This window comes from Stenotrophomonas sp. 116085_Sma (genome assembly GCF_056479585.1).
This window is the reverse complement of record NZ_CM151057.1, coordinates 3,007,117-3,033,369: the sequence shown is the minus strand read 5'-3', so window position 1 is coordinate 3,033,369 and position 26,253 is coordinate 3,007,117. Positions and strand designations below refer to the sequence as shown.

Annotated in this window: 26 protein-coding genes and 1 other RNA gene; 14 read left to right on the top strand and 13 right to left on the bottom strand. The window is 66.5% G+C overall.

Annotated features, from left to right (window positions below):
- Window positions 1-21 precede the first annotated feature (21 nt).
- From ACZK0Z_RS14145 to ACZK0Z_RS14135, 3 genes are all read right to left on the bottom strand, one after another.
- Entirely contained in the window at window positions 22-726 is a 705-nt protein-coding gene (locus ACZK0Z_RS14145; RefSeq protein WP_197633494.1) for a PA1136 family autoinducer-binding transcriptional regulator, read from the bottom strand.
- Between the two features lie 5 nt (window positions 727-731).
- Entirely contained in the window at window positions 732-1,604 is an 873-nt protein-coding gene (hchA, locus tag ACZK0Z_RS14140) for a glyoxalase III HchA (RefSeq protein WP_197633496.1), read from the bottom strand.
- 70 nt (window positions 1,605-1,674) lie between these two features.
- Window positions 1,675-2,607, bottom strand: a complete 933-nt coding sequence (locus ACZK0Z_RS14135) for an AraC family transcriptional regulator (RefSeq protein WP_459004315.1) — start codon at window positions 2,605-2,607, stop codon at window positions 1,675-1,677.
- A gap of 98 nt (window positions 2,608-2,705) precedes the next feature.
- Between ACZK0Z_RS14135 and ACZK0Z_RS14130 the strand changes: the two genes are divergently transcribed.
- Window positions 2,706-3,398, top strand: a complete 693-nt coding sequence (locus tag ACZK0Z_RS14130) for an alpha/beta hydrolase (RefSeq protein ID WP_049429126.1) — start codon at window positions 2,706-2,708, stop codon at window positions 3,396-3,398.
- Between the two features lie 98 nt (window positions 3,399-3,496).
- Here the strand turns inward: ACZK0Z_RS14130 and ACZK0Z_RS14125 are convergent, their stop codons facing one another.
- The gene (locus ACZK0Z_RS14125) at window positions 3,497-5,518 is read right to left on the bottom strand and encodes an esterase/lipase family protein (protein ID WP_100443614.1); all 2,022 of its coding nucleotides are present in this window, start codon (window positions 5,516-5,518) and stop codon (window positions 3,497-3,499) included.
- A gap of 153 nt (window positions 5,519-5,671) precedes the next feature.
- On the opposite strand from ACZK0Z_RS14125, the gene ACZK0Z_RS14120 reads away from it, so the two are divergent.
- On the top strand, window positions 5,672-6,133 hold the full coding sequence (locus ACZK0Z_RS14120) for a methyltransferase family protein (RefSeq protein ID WP_049429124.1): 462 nt from the start codon (window positions 5,672-5,674) through the stop codon (window positions 6,131-6,133).
- Window positions 6,134-6,147: 14 nt separating this feature from the next.
- On the opposite strand, the gene ACZK0Z_RS14115 is transcribed toward ACZK0Z_RS14120, so the two are convergent.
- The 3 genes from ACZK0Z_RS14115 to ssrA all read right to left on the bottom strand — a co-directional run bounded on the left by ACZK0Z_RS14115 (window position 6,148) and on the right by ssrA (window position 8,616).
- The gene (locus ACZK0Z_RS14115; RefSeq protein WP_049429123.1) at window positions 6,148-6,630 is read right to left on the bottom strand and encodes a hypothetical protein; all 483 of its coding nucleotides are present in this window, start codon (window positions 6,628-6,630) and stop codon (window positions 6,148-6,150) included.
- Window positions 6,631-6,710: 80 nt separating this feature from the next.
- Window positions 6,711-8,057, bottom strand: coding sequence for a hypothetical protein (locus ACZK0Z_RS14110; RefSeq protein ID WP_049429122.1), 1,347 nt, complete (start codon window positions 8,055-8,057; stop codon window positions 6,711-6,713).
- A gap of 205 nt (window positions 8,058-8,262) precedes the next feature.
- Window positions 8,263-8,616, bottom strand: a transfer-messenger RNA (tmRNA) gene (gene ssrA / locus ACZK0Z_RS14105).
- Between the two features lie 219 nt (window positions 8,617-8,835).
- On the opposite strand from ssrA, the gene ACZK0Z_RS14100 reads away from it, so the two are divergent.
- Entirely contained in the window at window positions 8,836-9,408 is a 573-nt protein-coding gene (locus ACZK0Z_RS14100; RefSeq protein ID WP_049429121.1) for a hypothetical protein, read from the top strand.
- 145 nt (window positions 9,409-9,553) lie between these two features.
- On the opposite strand, the gene smpB is transcribed toward ACZK0Z_RS14100, so the two are convergent.
- Complete coding sequence (smpB, locus tag ACZK0Z_RS14095; protein WP_005409231.1) at window positions 9,554-10,057, bottom strand: SsrA-binding protein SmpB; 504 nt, start codon at window positions 10,055-10,057, stop codon at window positions 9,554-9,556.
- A 57-nt stretch (window positions 10,058-10,114) separates the two neighbouring features.
- Between smpB and ACZK0Z_RS14090 the strand changes: the two genes are divergently transcribed.
- On the top strand, window positions 10,115-10,540 hold the full coding sequence (locus tag ACZK0Z_RS14090) for a type II toxin-antitoxin system RatA family toxin (protein WP_005409232.1): 426 nt from the start codon (window positions 10,115-10,117) through the stop codon (window positions 10,538-10,540).
- A gap of 3 nt (window positions 10,541-10,543) precedes the next feature.
- Window positions 10,544-10,801 (top strand): RnfH family protein, encoded by a 258-nt coding sequence (locus tag ACZK0Z_RS14085; protein WP_005409233.1) that lies wholly within the window; start codon window positions 10,544-10,546, stop codon window positions 10,799-10,801.
- Window positions 10,802-10,837: 36 nt separating this feature from the next.
- Here the strand turns inward: ACZK0Z_RS14085 and ACZK0Z_RS14080 are convergent, their stop codons facing one another.
- A complete protein-coding gene (locus ACZK0Z_RS14080) occupies window positions 10,838-11,230 on the bottom strand; it encodes an outer membrane protein assembly factor BamE domain-containing protein (RefSeq protein WP_197633498.1) in 393 nt (130 codons plus the stop codon).
- 103 nt (window positions 11,231-11,333) lie between these two features.
- On the opposite strand from ACZK0Z_RS14080, the gene fur reads away from it, so the two are divergent.
- Window positions 11,334-11,741, top strand: a complete 408-nt coding sequence (gene fur, locus ACZK0Z_RS14075; RefSeq protein ID WP_005409235.1) for a ferric iron uptake transcriptional regulator — start codon at window positions 11,334-11,336, stop codon at window positions 11,739-11,741.
- Window positions 11,742-11,816: 75 nt separating this feature from the next.
- Here fur and ACZK0Z_RS14070 read toward each other — a convergent pair whose 3' ends face one another.
- Window positions 11,817-13,073 (bottom strand): SGNH/GDSL hydrolase family protein, encoded by a 1,257-nt coding sequence (locus ACZK0Z_RS14070; RefSeq protein WP_197633500.1) that lies wholly within the window; start codon window positions 13,071-13,073, stop codon window positions 11,817-11,819.
- A 97-nt stretch (window positions 13,074-13,170) separates the two neighbouring features.
- On the opposite strand from ACZK0Z_RS14070, the gene ACZK0Z_RS14065 reads away from it, so the two are divergent.
- Window positions 13,171-14,088 (top strand): LysR substrate-binding domain-containing protein, encoded by a 918-nt coding sequence (locus ACZK0Z_RS14065; RefSeq protein WP_197633502.1) that lies wholly within the window; start codon window positions 13,171-13,173, stop codon window positions 14,086-14,088.
- Between the two features lie 100 nt (window positions 14,089-14,188).
- Here ACZK0Z_RS14065 and recN read toward each other — a convergent pair whose 3' ends face one another.
- Window positions 14,189-15,850: a DNA repair protein RecN gene (recN, locus tag ACZK0Z_RS14060; protein WP_197633504.1), complete on the bottom strand. Its 1,662-nt coding sequence runs from the start codon at window positions 15,848-15,850 to the stop codon at window positions 14,189-14,191.
- Window positions 15,851-15,965: 115 nt separating this feature from the next.
- On the opposite strand from recN, the gene hrcA reads away from it, so the two are divergent.
- From hrcA to dnaJ, 4 genes are all read left to right on the top strand, one after another.
- Complete coding sequence (gene hrcA, locus ACZK0Z_RS14055; protein ID WP_459004317.1) at window positions 15,966-17,030, top strand: heat-inducible transcriptional repressor HrcA; 1,065 nt, start codon at window positions 15,966-15,968, stop codon at window positions 17,028-17,030.
- Between the two features lie 63 nt (window positions 17,031-17,093).
- Complete coding sequence (gene grpE, locus ACZK0Z_RS14050; RefSeq protein WP_049429553.1) at window positions 17,094-17,609, top strand: nucleotide exchange factor GrpE; 516 nt, start codon at window positions 17,094-17,096, stop codon at window positions 17,607-17,609.
- Between the two features lie 181 nt (window positions 17,610-17,790).
- On the top strand, window positions 17,791-19,713 hold the full coding sequence (dnaK, locus tag ACZK0Z_RS14045) for a molecular chaperone DnaK (protein WP_005409241.1): 1,923 nt from the start codon (window positions 17,791-17,793) through the stop codon (window positions 19,711-19,713).
- A 154-nt stretch (window positions 19,714-19,867) separates the two neighbouring features.
- On the top strand, window positions 19,868-20,992 hold the full coding sequence (dnaJ, locus tag ACZK0Z_RS14040) for a molecular chaperone DnaJ (RefSeq protein WP_014036853.1): 1,125 nt from the start codon (window positions 19,868-19,870) through the stop codon (window positions 20,990-20,992).
- A 121-nt stretch (window positions 20,993-21,113) separates the two neighbouring features.
- Here the strand turns inward: dnaJ and ACZK0Z_RS14035 are convergent, their stop codons facing one another.
- Window positions 21,114-21,911: a helix-turn-helix domain-containing protein gene (locus ACZK0Z_RS14035; protein WP_197633506.1), complete on the bottom strand. Its 798-nt coding sequence runs from the start codon at window positions 21,909-21,911 to the stop codon at window positions 21,114-21,116.
- Between the two features lie 72 nt (window positions 21,912-21,983).
- Here ACZK0Z_RS14035 and ACZK0Z_RS14030 point away from each other — a divergent pair, with 72 nt between their 5' ends.
- From ACZK0Z_RS14030 to ACZK0Z_RS14020, 3 genes are all read left to right on the top strand, one after another.
- Entirely contained in the window at window positions 21,984-23,183 is a 1,200-nt protein-coding gene (locus ACZK0Z_RS14030; protein WP_049429551.1) for an MFS transporter, read from the top strand.
- Window positions 23,184-23,745: 562 nt separating this feature from the next.
- Window positions 23,746-24,654 (top strand): pyridoxal kinase, encoded by a 909-nt coding sequence (gene pdxY / locus ACZK0Z_RS14025; protein WP_049428502.1) that lies wholly within the window; start codon window positions 23,746-23,748, stop codon window positions 24,652-24,654.
- Complete coding sequence (locus ACZK0Z_RS14020) at window positions 24,651-25,775, top strand: prephenate dehydrogenase (RefSeq protein ID WP_197632472.1); 1,125 nt, start codon at window positions 24,651-24,653, stop codon at window positions 25,773-25,775. Before pdxY ends, ACZK0Z_RS14020 begins: the two co-directional genes overlap by 4 nt.
- Before the next feature lie 222 nt (window positions 25,776-25,997).
- Here the strand turns inward: ACZK0Z_RS14020 and ACZK0Z_RS14015 are convergent, their stop codons facing one another.
- Complete coding sequence (locus ACZK0Z_RS14015) at window positions 25,998-26,192, bottom strand: hypothetical protein (protein WP_049428506.1); 195 nt, start codon at window positions 26,190-26,192, stop codon at window positions 25,998-26,000.
- Between the last annotated feature and the right edge of the window lie 61 nt (window positions 26,193-26,253).

The following is a 26,253-nucleotide window of genomic DNA, read 5'->3' as shown; positions in this document are numbered from 1 at the left end:
GCCGGAAGTGCCTCGCCGCGATCAGTCTTCGATCTCGCCGCGACGGCTGGCGGCACGCACTGCCTGCGCGGTGGTCGCCACACTCAGGCGTTGACGCGCGTGGCGCAGATGGTTCTCCACCGTGCGCGTGGAAAGCCCAAGCGTGGCCGCGATCTCAGCCTGCCGGCGGCCGGCGGCAACCCAGCGCAGCACTTCGCGCTCGCGGTTGCTCAGCGCGCTTCCCGAAAGCTCGGCAGGCGATTCGGCCAGGTGGCGTGCGGCTCGGAATGCTGCGGTTGCAGCAGCTTCCAGCTGCAGGCGCGCGCTGGCCGACGCGTCGATCGATGTCCCGGCAAAACTGATCGCGCCCTCCAGACCGGTGGTTCCGAATACCGGCACCTGCAGACCGTGCAGGCCTTCACCACGTGGCTGCGTCACCACCTGATAGCGTTCGCCACGAACGCCCTGGCGCTTGCTCCAGAAGAACGGCGCGTCACTGTCCAGTACGTGGCGGTTGACCGGACAGGCGTGCAGATAGCGCGCAAGGTCGGTACTGCTGCCGTCGCCGAACCAGTCGCCCTCGATCCAGTACACGCGTTGTGTACCGCGCTCCAGCCCGGTGCCGGTGGCGAACACCAGCACGCGGTCGTAGCCGAGTGGTGCCGCGATGCCTCGCAGGACCGCACCCACCGCGCTCAGCGAACGGGCGCGTTCCAGTTCCAGCAACGCCTGCACCAGCGCGGTCATCCGGTTCAGCGCCCGGCCAGGGCGTCGAGCAGCGTGCGCGCTGCCAGCTTGCCCAGCGCATTACCAGCCAGCGGACTGTCGCCGGTCAGCAGCAGGCGATCCTGCAGCACGCTGCCGTCGATGCCATCGTTGACGATCTGCACACCCTGCTGCGCCAGGCGCTCGCCGAAGAACCACGGCAGCTGCCCGGGCATGTAGCCGATCTCTGGCGTCTGCCGGTCCATCGCATCGGGGAAGGCACAGATGCGGTAGCCGCGGAACAGCGAACCGCCATCGGCCTCGTCCACGCCTGCAGCCAGCAGTGCGGCCGGACCGTGGCACAGGGTGATGATGTGGCGTTGCTGGGCCATCGCCCAGTGCAGGACGGCCTTCACCGCGCGGCTCTGCGGCAGCCCGATCAGGGCGCCATGGCCGCCGGGGATGAACACGGCGGCATAGTCCGAATCCGCATCGAGCCCGGTGACCACCTCGTCCAGCGGCAGCGGCTGACGGAAGCGCGACTCGTAACGTTCGTACAGTCCGCCGATCTCCGTGTCCTCGCGCGGGAACGCCCACCACTCGAATTTGGCGGCGTTGCCCGACAGCGTGGCGACATCGATGCCGAAGCCGGCCTTGTCGAGGTGGTACATCGGCAGCAGGGTCTCCACCGGATGATTGCCGGTTGAGAACAGGTGGCCATTGGCGGTGGGCAGGTAGCGCTCGTCGGCGGCGATCATCAGCACCTTCCAGCGACCGTCGCGGCGTGCGTCCGGATAGTCGGCGCCGGACAGGTTGCTCCTGGGCGATGTGAACTGTGACAGCGAGTAGGGCGACGGGAAGAAGGCATCGCGCTCGGCCGGGTCGGGGCTGGGCTGGCGGCTGGGCTCTTGCGTGGTCATGCGGACCTCCTGCGGGGAATGTGAGGCCAGCATAGGAGGGCGGGTGCGCACGCGCGATGAGGGATTTCCCTCAGTCGGATGTCGCCGGTGCCTGTTGGCGCCAGGCATTCGGGCTCATGCCGAACGCGCGGCGGAACGCACGACTGAATGCGGGTTCGGACAGATACCCGACGTCTCCTGCAATCTGCGACACCCGTCGGTTGCCACTGCGCAACATCTGCGCGGCCAGCTGCAGTCGCGATTCAGTCAGATAGCGCATCGGTGACATGCCGGTGGCGAGGCTGAATCGCTGCGCGAAATTCGAGCGGGACTGATTCAGGCACGCTGCAAGTGACTCGACGGTCCATGCGTGTGCGGGCTGGGCCTGCATCAACGCCAATGCTCGTCCGATCAGGGGGTCGGCCAAGGCGTGCAGACGCTGGCAGTTGTGCGGACCGGACGTTCCGAGCCAGTAGCGCAGGGTCCAGACAAACAGCAGGTCGAGCAGGCGTGACAGCATCAAGCCGCTGCCCAGCGTAGGCCGGGACGCTTCAGCCTGGATCGCGGCCAGGGTTACCGCCATCCAGTCGGCCGAATTGGCGGGAAATCCGCTTGGCATCCGGTCCACCCCTGGGACATGCAACCAACCGGGCAGGGCATCGAGCAGCAGACGGCTGCCGGGGCCATCGAACCCGAACGATGCGGTGGTCAGATGGGCCGGCCCCTGCGCGTCGGCGGCGCAGTCGATGCGATGCGTCCGGCCATGCGGCATCAACAGCAGCTCGCCCGTACGCAGCGGCACGACGGCGGAATCTGCATGCAGCCGCGCCGTGCCGTGCTCGATGAAATGGAAGCACCCCTGGCCTTCGGCAACGGTGAGTGATCCGCCGGGCTGCATGACGTGGCGGTTGATGTCGCCGCCCTGCATGCGCGATGACTGGAAGATCGCAAACAGTGCGTCGGATCCAGCCTGGAGCGATTCGGTGTTGTGGAGCCTTGGCATGGTTTTCAGGAGTCCGTGCATCGCTGCTGGCGGGTGCGATCCGTAGTCTGGCCGGGTGGCTTCAGGCAGCGCGGGCTGCTGCCAGCCAACCATCCCATCCAAGTGAGGAGTCCTGCAAGATGAGCAAGCCAAGCATCATTCTGGTTCATGGTTTCTGGGGCGGTGCCGCGCATTGGGCCAAGGTGATCCTGGAGCTCGATCGCCGAGGCTTCCGCGACCTGCATGCCGTGGAACTGCCACTGACATCGCTGGCCGACGACGCGGAACGCACCCGCCGCATGATCCGCCAGTTCCAGGGGCCGGTGCTGCTGGTCGGCCATTCCTATGGTGGAGCCGTGATCTCCGAGGCCGGAAACGAACCCAACGTGATAGGGCTGGTCTTCATTGCCGCGTTTGCGCCGGATGCGGGCGAGAGCCCCGGCGGCATTACCCAGCAGCAGCTGCCCGAGGCGGCGGCCAACCTGGCGCCAGACAGCGACGGTTACCTGTGGCTGCAGCCGGGCAGGTTCCACGAGAGCTTCTGCCAGGACCTGCCGGTCGACGAGGCGCGGGTAATGGCGGTCACGCAGAAGGCGCCTCTGGCGAGCACGTTCGGTGATGCCATCAGCGATCCAGCGTGGCGGTACAAGCCGAGCTGGTACCAGGTCTCCAGCGCCGATCACATGATCCATCCCGACAACCAGCGGCGCATGGCGGCGCGCATGCAGCCGCGTGCCACCCTCACGCTGGATGCCAGCCACGCGTCGCTGGCATCGCAGCCGGTAGCAGTGGCAGATCTGATCATCGACGCTGCAGCCGGCGGGGAAGGCTGAGCAGTTCGCGCCTGCCGCAGTGGCGGTGTTCCGGCAAGCCCGGGCACCGCCGCTGTGATGCGGCCGCGCTGGACAGCCAGCGGCCGTGATGATGTGGGCTACCTGTTCTGGCGGTCGTGCTCCTGCATGTCCTCATGCAGGATCCGCCGCAGCTCAACGATGGCCGGCGTGGCTTCCTGCACGCTGTGACCGGACACGATCACCTTCTCCGAGTCCGCGTGCGGCAGGTGCGAGCTCCAGTAGGGCACCAGTCCGTCGTCGGTCTTTTCCAGCGGACCATCGGCCTTGGCGCGCGCGATGATCGAGTGGTAGTGCACCTTCGGCGACATCGGCAGGTCGGCCACCGCGCGGACGAAGGGATCATCCTTGTCCAGGTTCTGGATGCTGTTCATCTGGTAGCCGTGCTTGCCGTCATTGCGGTCGATCTGACCATCGTTGGCAATGGTGGCCACGTCTTCCAGCACGGTCAGCGGCAACCGCACCAGACGTCCGATCCAGCGGCCCAGGCGGGTGCCGGCCACGTCGGTGCCACGGTGCGGCGTGGCGATGAACACCACGCGCGACACTTCCGGTTCCGGCAGGAAGGTCAGCACCGGTGCGCCCTTGGTGCGCAGAAGCTCCTGTTGTGCAGGTGTCATCTGCGCGGTTGCCAGCAGCGTGTCCACCAGATGATCTCCGGAAGAGGAGATCATCAGCCGCGCGATCACGCCGCCCATGCTGTGCCCGACCAGCACCATGTCGTGCGACGCCTGCGCCTTGCCACTGGGATCGAAATGCTTGAGCACTTCGGCCAGCGTATGGCGCATTGCATCGTGGCTCATCGCGATGGGCATGTTGGTCGGGTAATAGAACTGCCAGATCTGGAAATCCTGGCGGATCTCGTCGTCACGCATCAGCTCGTTGGCAACGTTGACCCAGGCTTCCGGGCTGCTGGCCAGGCCATGGATCATCAGCAGCACGCGGCGGTTGGGATCGTACGGCTGCATCATGTACAGATGCGGCGTGTCGATGCCGCCCTTGCTGCCGAACAACGAGCGCAGCGACTGGTGGCTGAAGTTGGAACGGGCAAGCCACAGCGCGTAGCCAGCCGTGAAGTTCGCGGCCAGCGGCACCTGCTGGCCATGCAGGGTGACTTCCGTGACCTGGTAGGGGTCGTGGATCTCCAGCTTCGGCTCGTCGTCGTGCAGCACTTCCCACAGGTTCTTTCCCGAGAAGCGCAGCAGCACCGTCATCGACGGCGACGGCATCTCGCTCCAGCTCTGCGTGGCCGGAGCGCTGGCCTGCGTGGCAGGCGTCGCTGCCGGCGGCGTCGTGGTCGTGGCGGCTGCAGGATCGTCCATCACCGCTACCAGCTCGGCACCGAAGCCATCGCGGCGGTGCACGCTGCGCAGCGTGCCGGTGAACGACAGCGAGGCCGCCGGCACCAGCTCGGTGGGGGTGCGCGTATCCAGCGGCGATGCTTCGCCTGAAGGGGCCAGCACAAAGGTCCATCGGCCCAGCTGGAAGTGGCTGGCTTCGCTGTGCACGCGCCCGGTGGCATACGCGTTGTACAGCTGCACCGAGGCTTCCTGCACGGCCAGGTTGTAGTAGTCGCGCACCTGGGTCTGGCGGTCTTCGAAGCCGCGCTGGTTGGCGGTGCGCTCGGTGAAGAACAGATAGGCGTAGGCCTGGCGCGCGACCTGCATCCACGCGTCCAGGCGCGGTTGGAAATCGGCATCCAGCTCGTTGATCGCGCTCTTGGCACGGCCGGAGGTGGAGTACTCGCGCTTCGGCGCGGGCAGGGTCATTGCATACTGCAGCCACAACTCGGACAGACTCGAACGCTTGTCCTCCTCGCGCACCACGATGCTGCCTTCCATCGCTTCGATGCAGGGCAGGCCCGGCTTGGCGCAGACGCCTTCATCCAGGCCGGCCACGCGCAGCGTTTCCATCGTCGCCGAGCTGAGCTTGCCGGTGGTGAGGATGTCGCCGCGCTTGAGCGCGATGTACTGGCCGGGCGTGACCGAAGTCACCTGCACCGAGGGGCCGAACTGGCGCAATGTCGCGCAGCCGCCCAGGGTGAGCAGCACGGTGATGATGAGGGTCGTGCGGCCGATGAAGCCCAAGCCCATGGTAGCCATACGATCCTCCTGCGCGGTCGCGCCACTCTAGCGGTCGGCCTGTCAAAGCGGAAGATACCGGGCGGTCGGTTTGGGCCCCTGAGCCGCTGCCGTGCAAGCGATTCAGACAGGTTCGTGTGACACTGGGGTGAATGGAGCGATGCAGGGACTGCGATGACGTGGCTTGAGACCCGGATCCCGCCGCCGCTGGTGATGCTGCTATGCGCGGGGATCGGCTGGCTAGGGAGCCGACTGTGGCCGGAGGCGGCGTTGCCCCTGCCGATGCCGGCGCTGATGGCAGGCGGGGTGATGGCGATTGGTGTGGCGCTGAACCTGCTGCCGAAGCTCGCGTTCCAGCGGGCGCGCACCACGGTCAATCCGCTGCGCCCTTCAGCATCGAGCGCGCTGGTCATGCACGGCGTGTACCGCTACACGCGCAATCCGATGTATCTGGGCCAGGCAACGATCCTGGCCGGTGCGATGTTGTACCTGCAGAACGCGATCGCGTTGCTGGCTGTACCGTTGTTCGTGCTGTACATCACCTGGCTGCAGATCATGCCGGAAGAGCGGGCGTTGCTGGCCCGCTTCCCCGAGGTGTATCCGTTGTTCCGCCAACGTGTGCGGCGTTGGCTGTAGCGGGGATCAACCCGTTACCGGGTGATCTGGCACTTCACGGCAGCGGAATAGCCTTCGTAGTCGTCGCCTGCGATCACGTGCAGGGTGTGTCGCTTGTCGATGGCCTTCACGTATGAAGGCTCTTCCGTGTTGGCGTGCTCGTTGACCGTGGTTACTGACCATGCCTTGGCCAGACGCTTGGAATCAACGCCGTTCAAATAGACGAAGAGGCTCTTCTCGCCCTCGGCCACGTTCACATCGGCACTGGTGACGGTACCGCCGAACAGAGCGACCGGCTTGTCCTCCGGCTCGAAGGTGCCACCCGGTTTCCTGGCCAGGCCAGCGGCCTGCAGTGCATCGATGGCTTCAGCCTCGCTGAAGTTGGAGCCGGCCTTGCAGGCGAGCAGGGCTTCCAGCGTGGCGGTGCCGGGGGGCGCGATGGCCGGTGCGGCGGCGAGCGTGGCTGGGGCTGCGGCGAATGCGGCGAAGAGCAGGGTGAGGGCGAGAGGGGCTTTCATGGCAGGTCCTTCAACGTGTTGCGGGATAGCCGGTGGCGGGGCGAACAGACCCGGCCACCGGCCACATTCGACGCGATGGGTCAGTCGAACCAGACCAGTGGCATGTCGGCATTGAGCGACATGTGGCGGAAATCTCCCAATACCTGGGCCACGGCCTGCACAGTGTGGCAGCCCGTCCCCAGCGCGGATGATCCCGCGCTCAGGTAGCTGGCGGAGATGGTGCGGGTGCTGACCGAGTCCGGCTTGGAGCCCAACTGCTGGGTGCCGAGGCTGCCCACCTGCTGGCCATCGATCTTCAGGAACAGGAACACGCTTCCGCCACCGTCGTTCGGGTCACCCTGCACGCGGGACTTCGTCGAGAAAAGCACCACGCCGTTGTGCCCCTGCGGAATGCAGACCTGGCCCTCGCCAATGACCACCTGCGAGCCCACCGACGGACAGCCCGGCGCGAAGCCATTGGTCCCGACGCAGACATAGGCGAATCGGCGGTACGGGCCTGCGGCGGCGTAGTTGAATCCAGGATTCAACCCCTTTCCGACCACGCCAAAGCCGTTGGACAGCGTCACCAGTCGGGAGTTGGCGCCGAACTTGTACTTTACGTTGTTGGTGTTGGCGTCCTGCGGTTGGTAGTACGGCGATTCGGACGCGACGAAGCTGACAGTGCTGTAAGCCGGCGGATTGACGAACAGGCCCTGCGAATAGAAGGGAGCCTGCGTTTCTGCGCCACTGAAGATGTCATTGATCGACCAGGTCATCGATTCGATGCCGGGCTCCTGCTCGTTCAGGAAAATTCCCATCATGCCATCGCCGTAGTTGCCCCACGCGAACGCGCGGCCGGAAGCCATGGCCACGATGGGGCCACCGGGATTACCGGCCTGGGCAGTCATCAGCAGCTTGCGGTCCTTGGCCTGCAGCGCCATTCCTTCAGGGCTGCCGACCGTATTGAAGTCCAGCTGTGCGGTGTCACTCGCAAGGCCGCTGTTGGTAACCGCGCCCGCAGAGGTGATGAGCACGGAGAGGTTGCTGGCGGAGCCGAAATTGACGGCCGAACCGATGGCCTGCCCGGCCAGGTTGACCGTATGGCGTCCGGCAGGCAGGTACTTGGCACCGATGACATTGAAGGAGTGCTGTTGGGCCGACGTTGACTGCCGCCAGTCGATGTAGCTGTCGTTGGAGACCACCTCACCGTTGATGGTGATGTAGGCATTGGCAGCCGAGCTGCCGCCAGGGAAGTACCGTCCATCCGACTGCACGTACACCCAACCGGGGGCGCTCAGATCGATGGTGCTCGAAAGCAGGGTTGCCGTGCCGGGTTGTACGCGCTGGTCAGCGGCCAGCTGTAGATAGCGGGAGCCTGGCGTGGCAGCGGAAGCCTGCCCCAGTGCCAACGCCACGGCCAAGCCCACAAACAGTGTGATGCGCTTCATCTGATGTCCTTTCAGGTTTCGGGTCACGTCGTGTGACGCATGGACTCTACTGGATCCGGATCTCAGCTTCTGTGACTGGCTCCCGATGCGGGTGGCATTGGGGGAGGTCGGATCAGCAGGCGGGGGCGCCATCTTCGGGAAACAAAAAAGCCGAAGCTCCGTTGCGGGAGATCCGGCTTCTTGCGGCCTCGACAGGCCATACAGATGGTGGAGGTGGGCGGAATTGAACCGCCGTCCGAAGGCACTCCATCCCCAGCACTACATGCTTAGCTCGCCGTTAGATCTCGTCCCCGAACAGCACGGCGTGCAAAGCGCATCCGGGAACCAGCCTGTTGTGTTCTAGTGCCGGACTGACAGGCAGCCACCCAGCGCGATTCCATGATAGTGACTCTACACCGCGAGCATGGACACAAGCGGTTTCGAGGCTTAGGCCTTAAGCGGCCAGAGCGTAGTTGTCGTCGTTGGCAACTAGAGTTTTGCAGCTGGATTTACGAGGAAAGCTACCCCCTCGGCATGCGCCAGGCGACTTCACAACCCCCGTCGAAACCAATGCACCCCCGGTTTCTACAGTGCTGCAAGGTACAGGGCCGATCCCGCGTTGCCACGGTCAGGGCCTGCCCAACGCTTGCAATGCTACGGCAAAACGCCTGAACAGTCACCTTGGCAATCCACAACAAGTTGTAGAGCCGCCGTCATAGCGGATTGGTAACGTCATTGGCACGGATTTGCGACACACTGGCGACGACCATCCAAGCCAGGACAGACACGGAGACGGTGGGTGACCGATGCAAGCCAACAACGCAGCCTGCGACAGCTGATCGGGCCGGTCGGTGCCGACTACCAGCGGCGCGCGTTGCCGCCGGTCTGGGTCTGGGCGTTGCTGGCGGTGCTGCTGGCGGCCACCTGGCTGACCGAGCTGCCGGCCACGGCTGCGGCCGCGCTGATCGCCAGCGCGGTGGTGGTGCACTGGTCGCAGCGCGGTCGCATCCATTGGCTGGGGTGGCGCCTGCCGGGCCTGGCCGTACTGGCGGCCCTGCTGTGGGGGCCGGAAGTGCTGTCGCAGTGGTTCGAGCACGGGCTGGCCGTGGTCCTGATGTCGCTGGCCAGTCTCAGTATTGGCGTGCACGTGTGGCAGTCGCGGCAGATGGCGCGCCAGCTGCAGGGCGCGGCCGATGCGATGGATGATGCCCAGCTGCTGTCGTTGCTGCCGGATGATGCCGCGCAGCTGGCCCAGCAGTGGCGGGCGGGGGATGATCGCTACGCGCCGGAACTGGCGGTGGTGATGCACCTGGCGGTGATGCACGCGGCGCTGGCGCCGCGCATGCGCGGGCAGGGCGTACTGGCGGGGTGATCCGCCTTTTGTAGAGTCGAGCCATGCTCGACGGCTTCTTCGCCGAAGCCGAGCATGGCTCGGCTCTACAGAAAGCCACGGCAGCCGAGCGTGGCTCCGCTTTACAGAAGGCCAAGGCCGCCGGGCATGGCCCGGTATTGCAGCCTTATGCGTCGCGGTTGCCGCGACGCATCACGCGCTGCTTCTCGATCGCCCAGTCGCGGTCCTTGGCGGCATCGCGCTTGTCGTGGGTCTGCTTGCCCTTGGCCAGCGCGACTTCGAGCTTGATCTTGTTCTTGCTCCAGTACATCGCGGTGGGCACGATCGTGTAGCCATCGCGCTCGACCTTGCCGACCAGCTTGTCGATCTCGCTCCGGTGCAGCAGCAGCTTGCGCTCGCGCCGGTCGTTGGCAACCACGTGGGTGGAGGCCTGGATCAACGGGGTGATCTGGGCGCCGATCAGGAAGATCTCGCCGTGCTTCACGTAGGCGTAGGCATCGATGATGTTGCCGCGGCCAGCGCGGATCGACTTCACCTCCCAGCCCTGCAGCGCCAGGCCGGCCTCGAAGCGTTCTTCGATGTGGTACTCGTGGCGGGCACGCTTGTTCAACGCGATGGTCTTGTTGGCCGTCGCGCTCTTTGCTTTATCCTTGCCGCTGTTCTTGCTCATTTCCGTATTGTCTCCGATTCGGGCCCGCCCGGTCGATTGCCGAAACGTCCTGTATTCATGCCTACTATTCGCCGCAGCGCCCTGGTCGAGCATTCGTCCGCGCGCATGTTCGACCTGGTCAACGATGTCCAGGCCTATCCGCGCCGTTTCCGCTGGTGCTCGGCTGCCCAGATCCTGGAGCAGGGCGAGGACCGGCTGGTGGCGCGCCTGGATCTGGGCCTGGGTTCGTTCAGCACCTGGTTCCAGACCGAAAACACCCTGCAACGCCCGCACAGCATCGACATGCAGCTGCGCGATGGCCCGTTCAAGCAGTTGCACGGCCGCTGGGAATTCCATGCGCTGGCCGAGGACGCCTGCAAGGTCACCCTGACCCTGGAATTCGAGCCCAGCTCACGCCTGCTGGGACCGGCCCTGGCGATCGGCTTCCAGGGGCTGGCCGATCGGATGGTCAATGATTTCGTCCGCGTCGCCGACGAGGCCTGAGCGATGATCGAGGTCGAGGTGGTGCTGGCCTGGCCGCAGCAGGTGCTGTCGCGCCGGCTGCAGCTGGACGAGGGCGCGACCGTGGCTGATGCCATTGCCGCCGCCGCGCTGGAAGGCAGTGACCGATGCCCGGCCGTGGCCGTGCATGGCGTACTGGCGCGCCCGCAGCAGGTGTTGCTGGAGGGTGACCGTATCGAGCTGCTACGCCCGTTGCTGGCCGACCCCAAGGACAACCGCCGGCGACGTGCGCTCGGCGGTTGATGCCCGCAACCCGCCCGTGGGGACGGGCAGGGGGCCTCAGCGGCCCTTCTTCTTCTTGTCCTTCGGCAGGTTGCGGCCGAACTGGCGCACGGTCTGCTGGGCCAGGGCCTTGTCGTTGCCCGGGAAGTAGTCGCCTTCCCAACGGGTCACGGTGTCATTCTCGAAGAACACCACGAAGTTCTTCACTTCGGTACGGCCCAGGCGGTTCACGCGCTGGCTGGAGGTGTAGTCCCAGCGCTGGGCGTGGAACGCATCGGGAATGGACGGGGTGCCCAGCAGGGCGGTGACCTGCTGCTTGCTCTGCCCGACCTGCAGCTTGGCCACGGCATCTTCCCGGATCAGGTTGCCCTGATAGATGGGTTGCTTGTAGATGATGCCGCACCCGGTGGTGGACAGGGCGACGGCGGCGACCAACAGGAGATTGCGCATCGGGACTGGCGGTTGGGGAAATCAAACCGATGATACACTCCCGGCGTGCCACCGCGACCCAATCCGAGGCAGCTGGCGCTAAATCGCCAATGAACGGAGACCTATGGAAACCCACGACCTGCGTAAAGTCGGCCTGAAGGTGACCCATCCGCGGATGCGGATCCTGGCGCTGCTCGAGCAGCGCAATGCCCAGCACCACATGACCGCCGAAGACATCTACCGCCAGCTGCTGGAGCATGGCGACGAGATCGGCCTGGCCACGGTGTACCGGGTTCTGACCCAGTTCGAGGCCGCCGGCCTCGTGCTCAAGCACAATTTCGAAGGTGGCCAGGCCGTCTACGAGCTGGACCGTGGCGGCCACCACGACCATATGGTCGACGTGGACAGCGGCAAGATCATCGAGTTCGAAAGCCACGAGATCGAGGAGCTGCAGCGCAAGATCGCAGCCGACCACGGCTACGAGCTGGAAGAGCACTCGCTGGTGCTGTACGTGCGCAAGAAGCGCAAGTAGGCCGATCCGGCCTGCCATATGCGACGAAACCCCGGGCCTGCCCGGGGTTTTTCGTTGGTGGGCCTGATGCTGGGGTCAGAGCCCTTTTCCATGGGAAAAGGGCTCTGACCCCTGACCTCCAAGCAGCGCGTCCAGATCCACCGCCTCTGCCATCGCCCGGTTCCCCGCATCACCCGGGTGCAGGTGGTCGCCGGAGTCATAGGCGGCGGCCATCCGCGACGGATCGGCCGGGTCGCGCAGCGCCGCGTCCAGGTCGATCACTGCGTCAAACGGGCCGTCGGTGCGCAGCCACGCATTGAGCTGGCTGCGCAGGGCGTCCTTGTCCGGCTGGTAGTAGTCGTCCAGCGGCGTACCGGGCAGGGCGCCAGCGAACGGCGGCAGGGTCGCGCCCACGATCCGAACGCCACGGCGATGGGCCTGTCCGGCCAGGGCGCGGTAGCCCGCCTGCAGTTCGGCAAGCGTGGGCCGCGCCTGCTTGCGCGCGAAGGCGGTGCCGGGCCAGCTGATGTCATTGATGCCGATCAGCACGATCACGCTGGACACGCCAGGCTGATCCAGCGCATCGCGTTGAAAGCGGGCCAGCGCGGCTTCGCCCATGCCGTCGCGCAAGAGGCGGCCACCGGAGATGCCGGCACTGACCACCGCCACCCCCTGCGGGGCCAGGCGGGCGGCCAGGTGGTCGGTCCAGCGCTGGTCCCGGTCGAGGCTGGCGGTGGCGCCGTCGGTGATCGAATCGCCGATCACCACCACGCTGCGTGCGCTGGTCGGGGCCTCGACTTCGATGCCGGTCAGGAACAGGCGGGCCGTGGTGGCGCTGGCCCTGTCCAGCTCGCGCGCCAGGCTCTGGTCGCCGGGGGCGATCCAGCTGGTCTGGCGGCCGTCCCAGTGGAAGGTCTGCAACGGCGTCGACTCCGGCACAAAGACGCTGACCTGCAGCGCTTGACGGTCCTGCACCGCCAGCGGCAGCGGATCGCTCAGCCGTTCCTGGCCGGGGCCGATCAGCACCTCGGGCCGGCCATCGAAGCGGAGCTGATGCGGCGTCGCACCGGCCTGCGGCGCGACGCTGGCACCGCCGATCCGCAGCGGCTGGGTGCCATAGGCATTGCTCAGCCGCACCCGTAGGCGGAGGCCGCCCAGGCTGATGCGCGCGGTCTGGCGGAAGGTCTGGTCGTGCAGCGACGCCGGTATCAGTGACGGGAACAGGAAGTCCGCTCCCCAGACCGGTTGCGGGCTGGCCTGCCAGCTGGCCACCCAGTGCGGGGCAGAGGCGGCGCTGGCGGCGCCGGACAGACCGATCAATGCGGTGGCTACGAGCTGGTTGAAGCGGTTCATCGGGCAATCCCGGGTGGAGGGAAGGCCATGGTGATTCCGCACTCATCTGTGAACTAGACTGCGCATGGAAAATCATCTGTGAACGGGATTCATTGCCATGGCGCGCTCCGACATCAACCGATCCGGCGAACTGGAAGTGTTCGTGCGGGTGATCGAGACCGGGGGCTTTTCCGCGGCCGCCCGAACGTTGGAGATGACCCCGTCGGCGGTCAGCAAGCTGGTGGCGAGGCTGGAACAGCGGCTGGGGACACGCCTGCTGCAGCGTTCCACCCGCCAGCTGCAGCTGACTCCCGAGGGCTGCGCGTTCTACGAGCGCGGCCTGCGCGTGCTGGCCGACCTGGACGAGGCCGAGCGCTGTGCCAGTGCCCACGCCGAGCCGCGTGGACGCCTGCGGGTCAATTCCAATGTGCCGTTCGGCCAGCATTTCCTGTTGCCGCTGCTGCCGGTGTTCCTGCAGCGCAACCCGCAGGTAGGCGTGGACCTGACCCTCAACGACGAGGTGATCGATCTGCTGGAGCAGCGCACCGATGTGGCGGTGCGGGCCGGTCCGCTGAAGAGCTCCAGCCTGGTGGCGCGGCGGCTGGGCGCGACGCGGATGATGATCGTGGCCGCGCCGGCCTATGCGCAACAGCATGGCCTGCCGGCCACCGTGGAGGACTTGCAGTCGCACAACCGTCTGGACATTGGCCATGCGCGGGCGATGCAGGGTTGGCCGCTGCTGCAGGACGGTCGCGAACGGATGCTGCTGCCCAGCGGCAACGCCCGTGCCAGCAACGGCGATGCACTGCGCCAGCTGGTGCTGGGGGGGCTGGGCATGGCACGGCTGGCAGCGTTCCAGGTGCAGGCCGACATCGCTGCCGGACGCCTGCTGCCGGTGCTGGAGGAAGCCAATCCCGGTGACCTGGAAGAGGTGCACGCGGTGTTCCTGGGGCAGGGCGGCTACCTGCCGCTGCGGGTGCGCGCGTTCCTGGATTACCTGGTGGAGAACGTGGATCTGGCGCGGCCGTTGGGGTGAGAGCGCCGGCGGACAGAAGCCGAGCATGGGCTCGGCTCTACATGTCGGTTTCGTTCGGGATGTTCCTGTAGAGCCGAGCCCATGCTCGGCTCCGCCGGCGCTACACCTGCAGCAGCTTGCGCGCAGCGGCGCGCGCTTCCTTGCTCACTTCCACGCCGCCGAGCATGCGTGCCAGCTCTTCCTCGCGCGCCTTGCTGTCCAGCTTTTCCACTGCGCTCTGGGTCATGCCTTCCACTGGCGCCTTGCTGACCCGGTAATGCGCGTGGCCCTTGGAGGCGACCTGCGGCAGGTGGGTCACGCATAGCACCTGGCGCTTCTCGCCGAGGGCGCGCAGCTTCTGGCCGACGATGTCGGCCACGGCGCCGCCGATGCCGGAGTCGACCTCGTCGAACACCATCGTCGGCACCGCATCCAGGTCCAGCGCGGCGACTTCGATGGCCAGCGAGATACGTGACAGTTCACCGCCCGAGGCGACCTTGCGCAGGGCGCGCGGCGGTTGGCCGGCATTGGCCGCGACCAGGAATTCCACGCGCTCGGCACCCTGCGGATCGGGCTTGCCGGCATCCTGCGGTTCCAGCTCGATCAGGAACTGGCCACCGCCCATGCCGAGCTCGGAGATGATGCCGGTGGTGGTAGCCGACAGCTCGGCGGCGGCATTGCGGCGGCTGGCGGTCAGCACCTCGGCCTGCACGCGCCAGGCCGCAGCGGCCTTGTCGATCTCGCCGGCCAGGCGCTGCAGGCGTTCGTCGGCGCCGCGCAGCTGCTCCACTTCGGCGTGCATGCGCTCCCGCTGCGCGCCCAGCTCGTCCATCGGCACGCGGTGCTTGCGGGCCAGGTCGTGCAGGCGGCCGAGACGGCGCTCGTTCTCTTCGAACTGTTCCGGGTCGGCATCGAGGTCATCGTGCACCCGGTCCAGCAGCGACAGGGCTTCGTGCAGCTGGATCGAGGCGTTCTCGATCAGGCCGTCCACCTCGCCCAGGCGCGGGTCGTGTTCGATCAGGCGCGACAGCTCGTGGCGCACCTGCTGCAGCAGGTCCAGTGCGGAGCTGCCGTCATCGCCGTTGAGCTGGTTGCTGGCGGCCTGGCAGGCGCTCAGCAGGGCGCTGGCGTGGGCCTGGCGGCGATGGCTGGCACCGAGCGCCACGATCGACTCCGGCTCCAGGTCTTCGCGGTCCAGTTCGCGCAGCTGGTGCTCCAGGAAGCCGATCCGGTCACTCACGTCGCCCTGTTGCGACAGCGCCAGCGATTCGTCGACCAGTGCCTGCCAGGCCGCGGCGGCGCGGCGCACCTGGCGGCGTTCGTTTTCGTTGCGTGCATAGGCGTCGAGCAGGGCCAGCTGCGACGGGCGCGTCAGCAGGGCCTGCTGTTCGTGCTGCCCGTGGATCTCCACCAGCAGGGAGGCCAGGTCGCCCAGCTGCGCCAGGGTCACCGGGCGGCCATTGATCCAGGCCCGCGAACCGCCATCGGCGCGGATCACCCGGCGCAGCTGGCACTGTTCCTCATCGTCCAGCTCGTTGTCGGCCAGCCACTGGCGCGCGGCCTGCAGCTGCTCCAGTGCGAACTCGGCCGAAAGCTCGGCGCGGGCGGCGCCATGGCGGACCACGCCGCTGTCGGCGCGCAGGCCGGACAGGAAGCCCAGCGCGTCGACCATCAGCGACTTGCCGGCGCCGGTCTCGCCTGAAACTACGGTCATGCCTGGCCCGAACTCCAGTTCGGTGGCGCGGACGACGGCGAAATCCTTGATCGAAAGATGTCTGAGCATGGGTAAGGGGGTATCAGCAGCCGCGCAACGCTAGCACGCGGGCGAGGGAGGTCCAATGACTTGCCAAGGTGATGCGTCGCCATTATCTAGTGTCCGTGTCTCACAGGTTGATTCCATGCACGGTTCTCCCGACCAGCTTGCCCCGCGTGCGCGCCATCTGCTGCGCACGCTGATCGCGCGTTACATCCAGGACGGTGAGCCGGTCGGCTCGCAGACGTTGGCGCGCGTGGCCGGCCTGGAGGTCAGCCCGGCCACCATCCGCAACATCCTCGGCGACCTTGAGGACCTGGGGCTGCTGGCCTCGCCGCATACCTCGGCCGGGCGCGTCCCGACCGCGCATGGCTACCGGGTGTTCGTCGACAGCCTGCTGCAGATGCAGCCGCCGGGCGAGGGCGAGCTGGCCCGGTTGCGCCAGGAGCTGGCTGGCGGCGGCAGCACCCAGGCCCTGCTCGGCAGCGCCTCGGAGCTGCTCTCGGCGATGAGCCACTTCGTCGGCGTGGTCAGCGCGCCGCGACGCGAGCAGTTCGCCTTCCGCCAGATCGATTTCGTGGCGCTGGACGGTCGCCGGGTGCTGGCGATCCTGGTGTTCGCCGACAACGAGGTGCAGAACCGGGTCATCGAGACCCGCCAGGAGTTCGCGCCGGGCCAGCTGGAGCAGGTCGCCAACTACCTCAATGCCCATTTCGCCGGCCTGCCGATGGCCGAGATCCGTACCCGCCTGCTGCTGGAGCTGCGCGACGCCCGCTCCGAGCTGGAGCAGCTGCTGGCGCACAGCATCGAGCTGGCCGAGCAGGCCCTGCAGCCAGCGGCCGACGACATGCTGGTGGCCGGCCAGACCCGCCTGATGGGGGTACAGGACCTGTCCGACCTGGAGCGCCTGCGCGAGCTGTTCGAGTTGTTCTCCAGCAAGCGCGAGATCCTGCAGCTGCTGGAGCGGACCATCCAGGCGCCGGGCGTTCGCATCTTCATCGGCGAGGAGACCGGGATGATGCCGCTGCAGGGCGTCTCGCTGGTCACTGCCCCGTACACCGCCAACGGCCAGGTGCTGGGCGTGCTGGGCGTGATCGGCCCCAAGCGCATGGCCTACGACCGCATGATCCCGCTGGTCCAGGCCACCGCCGATGTGCTCGGCGCGGCCTTTTCGCCGGCCGGACGCACGCCGGAAACATCCGACGCTTGAAACGAAGCATCCCGCCCACACTAGGGTGGGTGGAGGCGGAGAGTGACCGCCAGGGACCCAGACATGAACCACGAACATCCAGATATCGAATCCCAGCAGAGTGCCGCCGACGCGGCTGCCGCAGCCGGCGTCAACGACGAAGTGGAGCGCCTGCGCGCCGAAGTCGAGCAGATCAAGGCCGATGCGCTGCGTGAGCGCGCCGACCTGGAGAACCAGCGCAAGCGCGTGGCCCGTGACATCGAGCAGGCCCGCAAGTTCGCCAACGAGAAGCTGCTGGGCGAGCTGCTGCCGGTGTTCGACAGCCTGGATGCCGGCCTGAAAGCCGCCGGCGACGACCCGCACCCGCTGCGCGAAGGCCTGGAGCTGACCTACAAGCAGCTGCTGAAGGTGGCCGCCGACAACGGCCTGGTGCTGCTGGACCCGATCGGCCAGCCGTTCAACCCGGAACACCACCAGGCCATCAGCCAGGTGCCGACCCCGGGCGCAGCCCCGGGCAGCGTGGTCACCGTGTTCCAGAAGGGCTACCTGCTCAACGAGCGCCTGCTTCGGCCGGCGCTGGTGGTGGTGGCCGCCGACTGACCCTGCGGGGCCGGGAGGCGGGAATGACCCGCGACCCGGCCCGACGCTGAACGCGCCGGACGACCGGAAACACAGCGTTCGGGAGATGGCTTGAATGTTCCACGAGCCTCCCCCACATCGTATTCATCCACCGGCCGAACGGCCGGACTGACACCAACAAGCATCCTCAGGAGTCTCCCCCATGGGCAAGATCATTGGTATCGACCTCGGCACCACCAACTCGTGCGTGGCGATCATGGACGGCGGCAAGGCCCGCGTCATCGAGAATTCGGAAGGCGATCGCACCACCCCGTCGATCGTCGCCTACACCAAGGACGGCGAAGTCCTGGTCGGTGCCTCGGCCAAGCGCCAGGCCGTGACCAACCCGAAGAACACCTTCTACGCGGTGAAGCGCCTGATCGGCCGCAAGTTCACCGACGCCGAAGTGCAGAAGGACATCGCGCACGTCCCGTACAGCATCCTCGCCCATGACAATGGCGACGCCTGGGTGGCCACCAGCGACGGCAAGAAGATGGCCCCGCAGGAAATCTCGGCCAAGGTGCTGGAAAAGATGAAGAAGACCGCCGAGGACTTCCTCGGTGAGAAGGTCACCGAAGCGGTCATCACCGTGCCGGCCTACTTCAACGACAGCCAGCGCCAGGCGACCAAGGACGCCGGCCGCATCGCCGGCCTGGACGTCAAGCGCATCATCAACGAGCCGACCGCGGCCGCACTGGCCTATGGCCTGGACAAGGGCGACAACAAGGATCGCAAGATCGTGGTGTACGACCTGGGCGGCGGCACCTTCGACGTGTCGGTGATCGAGATCGCCAACGTCGACGGCGAGAAGCAGTTCGAAGTGCTGGCCACCAACGGCGACACCTTCCTGGGCGGCGAAGACTTCGACAACCGCGTCATCGAGTACCTGGTTGAAGAATTCAACAAGGACCAGGGCATCGACCTGCGCAAGGATCCGCTGGCCCTGCAGCGCTTGAAGGATGCTGCCGAGCGCGCCAAGATCGAGCTGTCCAGCGCCCAGCAGACCGAAGTGAACCTGCCGTACGTCACCGCTGACGCGTCGGGTCCGAAGCACCTGAACATCAAGCTGACCCGCGCCAAGCTGGAAGCGCTGGTGGACGACCTGATCAAGAAGTCGATCGAGCCGTGCCGCGTCGCCCTGAACGATGCCGGCCTGCGTTCGAGCGACATCAGCGAAGTGATCCTGGTCGGTGGCCAGACCCGCATGCCGAAGGTGCAGCAGGCGGTGACCGAGTTCTTCGGCAAGGAACCGCGCAAGGACGTCAACCCGGACGAAGCCGTGGCACTGGGCGCGGCCATCCAGGGCGGCGTGCTGGGCGGCGACGTCAAGGACGTGCTGCTGCTGGACGTGACCCCGCTGTCGCTGGGCATCGAGACCATGGGCGGCGTGTTCACCAAGATCATCGAGAAGAACACCACCATCCCGACCAAGGCCTCGCAGGTGTTCTCCACCGCCGAGGACAACCAGTCGGCCGTGACCGTGCACGTGCTGCAGGGTGAGCGCGAACAGGCCCGCTTCAACAAGTCGCTGGCCAAGTTCGACCTGTCCGGCATCGAGCCGGCCCCGCGTGGCCTGCCGCAGGTGGAAGTGTCCTTCGACATCGACGCCAACGGCATCCTGCACGTGTCGGCCAAGGACAAGAAGACCAACAAGGAACAGAAGGTCGAGATCAAGGCCGGTTCGGGCCTGTCCGAGGAGGAGATCGCACGCATGGTCGCCGACGCGGAAGCCAACCGCGAAGAAGACAAGAAGTTCCAGGAGCTGGTGCAGGCCCGCAACCAGGCCGACGCCCTGATCCACGGCACCCGCAGCGCCATCACCGAGCACGGCAGCAAGGTCGGCGGCGATGTCATCGGCAAGGTCGAGGCCGCGCTGGCCGACCTGGAAACCGCGATGAAGGGTGACGACAAGGCACAGATCGAAGCCAAGTCGAAGGCGCTGGAAGAGGCTGGCCAGTCGCTGTTCGCCGCTGCTTCGGCCGACCAGGGCGGTGCCCCGGGCGCCGACGCCGGCAATGCCGGCAAGGCGCAGGATGACGTGGTCGACGCTGAGTTCACCGAAGTCAAGGACGACAAGAAGTCCTGATCCGGACCGACGCGGGACGCTGGCCACCAGCGTCCCGTTGTCGCATCAGGGTCCTGACCGCCCACCGGCGTGTCGGGGCGCCCGACGCAAGAGCGGACCTGGTTCCGCTCTTCCGCTTTGACGAATCCCGACGTTTCGGAACCCGATTCACGATATGAGCAAGCGCGATTACTACGAAGTGCTGGGCGTTGCCCGCACCGCCACCGACGACGAGCTGAAGAAGGCCTACCGTCGCTGTGCGATGAAGTTCCACCCGGACCGCAACCCGGGTGATGCGGCGGCCGAAGCCTCCTTCAAGGAGTGCAAGGAAGCCTACGAAGTGCTGTCCGACGGCAACAAGCGCCGCATGTATGACAGCCACGGCCACGCTGCGTTCGAGCACGGCATGGGCGGCGGTGGTCCGGGCGGCCCGGACATGAACGATATCTTCGGCGATATCTTCGGCAACATCTTTGGCGGCGGGGGCGGTGGTCCGCGCCAGGCCCGTCGCGGCGCCGATATCGGCTACGTGATGGAGCTGGACCTGGAAGAAGCCGTGCGCGGCGTCGAGCGCCGCATCGAGATTCCGACTCTGGCCGAGTGCGGCGACTGCGATGGCAGTGGCTCCGAAGACGGCAAGGTCGAAACCTGCAATGTGTGCCATGGCCGTGGCCAGGTGCGCATCCAGCGCGGCATCTTCGCCATGCAGCAGGCCTGCCACAACTGCGGCGGCCGTGGCCAGATCATCGCCAAGCCCTGCAAGACCTGCCACGGCAACGGCCGTGTCGAGGAAGACAAGGTGCTGTCGGTGAAGGTGCCGGCCGGCGTCGACACCGGTGACCGCATCCGCCTGCAGGGCGAGGGCGAGGCCGGCCCGGCCGGTACGCCGCCGGGTGACCTGTACGTGGAAGTGCGCGTGCGCGAGCACGCCATCTTCCAGCGCGATGGCGACGACCTGCACTGCGAAGTGCCGATCCGCATCTCGCAGGCCGCATTGGGTGACACCGTGCGCGTGGCCACCCTGGGCGGCGAAGCGGAGATCCGCATTCCGGCCGAGACCCAGACCGGCAAGCTGTTCCGCCTGCGCGGCAAGGGCGTGCGTTCGGTTCGCAGCCGCAGCGAAGGCGACCTGTACTGCCGCGTGGTGGTGGAGACGCCGGTGAACCTCACCAACGAACAGCGCAAGCTGCTGGAGCAGTTCGAAGCCACCTTCGTCGGCGAGGAAGCGCGTAAGCATTCGCCGAAGTCGGCCACCTTCATGGATGGCGTGAAGGGCTTCTGGGACCGGATGACGTCCTGAGTTCTCAACGCAGACGGTGAACGGTAGCGCCGGGCCATGCCCGGCGTTTTCGTTTGCGGGCGGCGGTGGTTTCCGCCGGGCATACGCCGCTGTGGCAGATCCACGCCATGCGTGAATGCGGTTACCGGAAAAATGCCGCGGGCGTCTGCCCCAGCTGCCGCTTGAACATGCTGGTGAACGCGCTGGGGCTGTCGTAGCCCATCGACAGCGCGACATCGATGACCTTGTCACCAACCGCCAGCCGCTCCAATGCGGCCAGCAGCCGTGCCTGCTGCCGCCACTGGCCGAAGGTCATGCCCAGTTCGCCGGAGAAATGGCGCTGGATGGTTTTCACGTCCACCTCCAGTGCCTGCGCCCAGTCCTGCAACGTGGCGTCGTCACCCGGATGCTTCTGCAGGTGCTGGCAGATCCGCCGCAGGCGCGGGTCGGTCGGGGCCGGCAGGTGCAGCGGCAGCACGTCCATGCGGTGCAGTTCGTCCAACAGCAGGCGCACCACGCGGCCATCGCGGCTGTCTTCGATGTGCTCCCCCTTGATCAGCGTGGCGGCCTGCAGCAGTTCGCGCAGCAGCGGTGCCACCTGTACCGCAAATGGTTCGGATGGCAGGTGCGGGGCGAATGACGGATCGATGTACAGGCTGCGCATGTGCACGGCGGCGATGCAGTCCACCGCGTGCACCATGCCCGCCGGCATCCAGATCGCGCGCGTCGAGGGCACCACCCAGCGCCCCACTTCCGATCGCACCACCATCAGTCCGGAGATGGCGTAGACCAGCTGGTGGCGCTGGTGCTTGTGCCCGGCGATATGGGTGCCGGCCGGGTATTGGGTAACCCGGTAGGTGACAGGGCGATGCAGCGGCACCTCCCGCCACGGTGCGGCCGGATCGACATCGCTGGCAATGTCCTTTTTGCGATAGGGCATGACCCGAACGCGGCAGAAGGGAAGAGAGGGCAACCGTAGCATGCGTGGCTCGCCCCCAACCTGACTGCGTCCATGTCCGCCTTGGCTTCCCCCGCAACACCCTCACGCCCGGTGGCTCCCGGCGTGCTGGCCGCCATTTCCACCTCGCACGTCGTCAACGACATGATGCAGTCGCTGATCCTGGCCATCTATCCAGTGATCAAGGGCGGCTTCAACCTGAGCTTTACCCAGATCGGCCTGATCACGCTGACCTACCAGCTGACCGCCTCGATCTTCCAGCCGCTGATCGGCATGGCTACCGACCGCCGCCCGGCGCCGTACTCGCTGCCGATCGGCATGGCCTCGACCCTGTGCGGCATGCTGCTGCTCGGCTTCGCACCGAACTACGCGATGGTGCTGATGGCGGCGGCGATGGTCGGCATTGGTTCGGCCATCTTCCATCCGGAAGCCTCGCGCATCGCGCGGCTGGCCTCAGGCGGTCGCCATGGCTTCGCGCAATCGGTGTTCCAGGTCGGCGGCAACTTCGGTACCGCGCTCGGCCCGCTGATCGCTGCGGCGGTGATCGTGCCGTATGGCCAGCATGCCGCGTCGTGGTTTGCTGGCGCTGCACTGATCGGCATCGCGCTGCTGACCTATGTCGGCCGCTGGTACGCGCTGCACCTGGGCACCCCGCGCCCGGTCAGCACCGCGTCGATGGCCCCGCGCCATCCGCCGCGCACCGTAGCCAAGGTGCTGGCGATCCTGCTGGTGCTGATCTTCAGCAAGTACTTCTACATGGCCAGCATCGGCAGCTACTTCACCTTCTACCTGATCCATCACTTCGGGATTCCGGTGGCACAGGCGCAGCTGCACCTGTTCGCGTTCCTGGTGGCGTCGGCCGCCGGCGGCTTCCTGGGTGGTCCGCTGGGTGATCGCATTGGCCGCAAGCCGATCATCTGGACCTCGATCCTGGGCGTGGCGCCGTTCGCGCTGATGCTGCCGCATGCGGATCTGTTCTGGACCACGGTGCTGGCCGTGCTGATCGGTTTCGTGCTGTCATCGGCATTCTCGGCGATCGTGGTCTATGCGCAGGAAATGATGCCGCACCGCATCGGCATGGTGTCCGGCCTGTTCTTCGGCTTCGCGTTCGGCATGGGCGGGTTGGGTGCAGCCGTGCTCGGCCTGCTGGCGGACAAGACCAGCATCGAGTACGTGTACCACCTGACCGCGTTCCTGCCGCTGCTCGGCATCGTGGCGGCGTGGCTGCCGCCGTCGCGGCCTGCTGTTCACTGAGGGAGGGTGGGTTTGCAGGGCTTGCAGCCCTGCACCTGCTGCAAGCCAGGGCCGAAGCAACAGCAGAAGCAACAGCAGAAGCTGGCTATCCGTGGGTTGGCGGGGTGGGTCCGGTTGCGGGGGACGCTGCAAGTACGTCCATGTAAGCTCGGTCGCCGCATCCATGCGGCTCACGCCCCCTCAACCGGACCCACCCCGCCTTCGACAGTTGGCCGCAATCTGTCGGAACATCTCGTGGGGTCAGATCCGTTTTCCGAAGGAAAACGGATCTGACCCCATTTTTGTGTATCGATATCTGACAGATGTGTCGACCAAGGTCGACACCTACCAACATCGGCGGAGACCTGTCAGAGGCGGGGCGGTGTCGGATTGCGGGGTGTCAGCGGCATGGATGTCGCTGCCAAGCCTACAGGGACGTACTTGCGGCGTCCCCGCACTCCGACACCGCCCCGCCACCCCACGGATAGCTCGCTTTTGCCGTTGCCGTTGCCGTTGCTGTTGCATTGAGCAGGTGCAGGGCTGCAAGCCCTGCCGAACCCCTTACCGGGCGTAGAATGCGGGCATGAGCGAATCCCTTGATAACCACCTGGTCCACGGCCGCCGCCAGCGGCCCGACGGTCCGTCGCCGATCGATGTCATCTCGGTCCAGTCGCAACTCGTCTACGGCCACGCCGGCAACAGCGCCGCCGTGCCGCCCATGCGCGCACTTGGCGTGCGCGTCGCGGAAATCCCGACCGTGCTGCTCAGCAATGCGCCGTTCTACGACACCACCCGTGGCCGCGTGCTGCCGGCCGACTGGTTCGCCGACCTGCTGCTCGGTACCCATGAGCGCGGCCTGCCGCAGCGGGCGAAGATGCTCGTCTCCGGTTACTTCGGCAGCACCGCCAACGGTGCCGCGTTTGCCGACTGGCTGGACGAAATCCTGCCGGCCTGCCCGCAGCTGCGCTATTGCCTCGACCCCGTCATCGGCGACACCCACACCGGCCCCTATGTGGAGCCAGGCCTGGAAGCGATCTTCGCCGAGCGCCTGCTGCCGCATGCCTGGCTGGTCACGCCGAATGCTTTCGAACTCAATCGCCTTACTGGCATGCCGGCGTTGGCCGAAGCCGATGCCATCGCCGCCGCGCGCACGCTGCTGGACCGTGGCCCCCATTGGGTGATCGCGCATAGCGTCGGCGGCAACCCGGGGGAACTGGTGACCCTGGCCGTTGGCCGCGAGGAAACCTGGCGCTGGACCTCGCCGCTGCTGCCGGTGGACGTGGCCGGCACCGGCGATGTGCTGATGTCGCTGGTGGTGTCGTTCCTGCTGCGCGGTGAATCGATGCAGCAGGCGATCTCGCGTGCGATCGCCGGTACCCATGCGGCGTTGGAAGCAACCCTGGACAACGGTTTCGAAGAGTTCGACGTAATAGTCGCAGCACCCGCTGCCCTCGCCGAAGGCACGCGCTTCCGCGCCGAACGCGTGGCATGAGCGGCCTGCTTGAACGCACGCCGCGCACGGTCGGCATCGTCGGAAGTGCTGGCGCCTACGGGCGCTGGTTGACCCGCTTCTTCCAGCAGCACATGCAGTTGCAGGTGATTGGCCATGATCCGGCTGATCCGCAATCGCATACACCGGAGCAGTTGCTGGCGCAGGCCGACGTGCTGGTGTTCTCGGCGCCGATCCGGCACACGCCCGCGTTGATCGCCGAGTACGTGCGGCAGTCCGCAGGCCGTGAACGCGACCGACTGTGGCTGGACGTGACCTCGGTGAAGGAGGCGCCGGTGCAGGCGATGTTGGCCTCGCTGGCAGAGGTGGTCGGGCTGCATCCGATGACCGCGCCGCCCAAGGCACCCACCCTGAAGGGCCGGGTGATGGTGGTCTGCGAAGCGCGGCTGCAACACTGGCAGCCGTGGGTCGATACGCTGTGCGCGGCGTTGCAGGCCGAATGCGTGCGCGCCATGCCGCAGCACCACGACCAGATGATGGCGCTGGTGCAGGCGATGGTGCACGCCACCCATCTGGCCCAGGCCGGCGTGCTGCGCCAGTACCAGCCGCAGCTGGGCGACCTGGCCGCGATGATGCCGTACCGTTCGGCGTCGTTCGAACTGGATACGGCGATCATCTCGCGCATCCTGTCGTTGAACCCGGCGATCTACGAGGACATCCAGTTCGGCAACCCGTATGTGGCGCCGATGCTGGAGCGCTTGGTCGCCCAACTGCAGGCCCTGCAGGGCCAGGTCGGGCAGGGCGACGACACTGCACGCAGTGCATTCCGCGAGCAGCTGTTGTCGGCCAATCGCAGTGCGTTCGGTGAGCAGGCGCTGGCCGAGGGCAACTACACCTTCGAACGCGTGGGCTATCTGCTGGCAGACCTGACCGAGCGCAACGCGCTGTCGGTCCACCTGCCCGAAGACCGGCCGGGTTCGCTGCGCGAACTGCTGAACGTATTCGAGCAGCACCGCATCAGCCTGGCCTCGATCCACTCCTCGCGTACGCCCGGCGGCGAAGTCCATTTCCGCATCGGTTTCGTTGCGGGCAGTGATCCTGCTGCAATCACCCTGGCGGCGGCCGACGTGGACGCCAGCGGCATCGGACGCGTGCTCGGCTGAGCGCATTCATCCACAGGCGGTGTGGATGATTCCTGAGCAAACATGTGGATAACCGCGTGCAGCCCTTGGCAGCCAAGGCTGTCAAGATGGTTGATCAAAAATTGACCATGCCATTACCGTAGAGCCGAGCCATGCTCGGCTGCTTTCGGCCACGGCGCGTGTCGACCAAGGTCGACACCCACCAGAGCGGATCCGGGAGTGCCGGGCCATGCCCGGCGTACCTCAGATCGTCAGCCTCAGCTCACCACCGCTGGTAGTGAATTCGCGGCCATTTCGCACCAGCAAGCGACCATCGTCGAGCTCGTAGCGGGGCGTGGCTTCGGAGTGGTGCCCGCTGCCGTTCGCCTCGGGCTTGAACTCGATAATGATGTGGCTTTCACCATGGCTGTCGACGGCGGGAAACTGACGGAACGACATCGTGCACCTCCTTCAGCGGATGCTGTTGATGCGGTGCCAGCTTCACTCCGCCGATGTTAGC